The following is a 996-nucleotide window of genomic DNA, read 5'->3' on the forward strand; positions in this document are numbered from 1 at the left end:
GTACTCCACGACCCCCGACAGCCCCGCCGCCCCGCCCGAACCATCCCGGCGCTCCACGAAACCCACCGCGAGATCGAACTTGGCCACACCCGTGTCCACGGGGACCAACTCCGCCTTCACCGCCCCGGCGAACTCCGTGTCCGCGCCTTCCCCCTGGGCTCCGTTCACCGCGACGGTGACCTGGAACAGCGGGTGGCGTCCGGACACGCGCTCCGGGTTGAGGGCCTCGACCAACAGGTCGAAGGGCACGTCCTGGTGGGCGTAGGCACGCAGGTCGGCCTCGCGCACCTCCGCGAGGAGACCCGCGATCGTCTGGTCCGGGCTGACCCCGGTGCGCAGCACCAGGGTGTTCACGAAGAACCCCACCAGGTCCTCCAAGGCCTCCTCGTCACGACCGGCGACCGGGGTGCCCAACGGCACGTCCTCGCCGGCGCCGGCCGTGGACAGGGTCACCGCCAACGCGGCCTGCACCACCATGAGCAGCGTGCAACCGTGCGCACCGGCCACCGCCAGCAGGCGCGCGTGCAGGTCCGCGTCGAGGTCGAGGGTCTCCTGAGCGCCCCGACCCGTGGGTGTGTCCGGACGCGCTCGGTCGAAGGGCAGCCCTAGGGCGCCGGGTGCCCCCTCCAGGGCACTCCGCCAGAAGTCCGTCTGCTGGGCGAGGAGGCTGTGCGGGTCCTCGGGCGAACCCAGGACGTCCCGCTGCCAGAGTGCGAAGTCGGCGTACTGCACGGGCAGCGGCTCCCACTCGGGCGCCCCACCGGCGAGGCGAGCGGCGTAGGCCCGCCCCAGATCCCGCACGAACACACCCTCGGACCAGCCGTCGGTCGCGATGTGGTGCGCCAACACCACCAGCACCGAACCACCGGGACCGCAGTCGAAGTAGCGGACCCGGAGCGGACGGTCCACCGCGAGGTCGAACGGCGTACGCGCGAACTCCCCCACCAGCGCGTCCACCTCACCGGGAGAACACTCCACCACCTCGAACCCCGGCAA

Annotated in this window: 1 protein-coding gene; it reads right to left on the minus strand. The window is 72.2% G+C overall.

The annotated features are described in order from the left end of the window. A partial coding sequence (locus DSY14_RS27865) for a condensation domain-containing protein (protein WP_249188585.1) occupies positions 1-996 on the minus strand: 996 nt, incomplete at both ends.

Source organism: Nocardiopsis sp. MG754419 (assembly GCF_018207095.1).
Classification (GTDB): domain Bacteria; phylum Actinomycetota; class Actinomycetes; order Streptosporangiales; family Streptosporangiaceae; genus Nocardiopsis.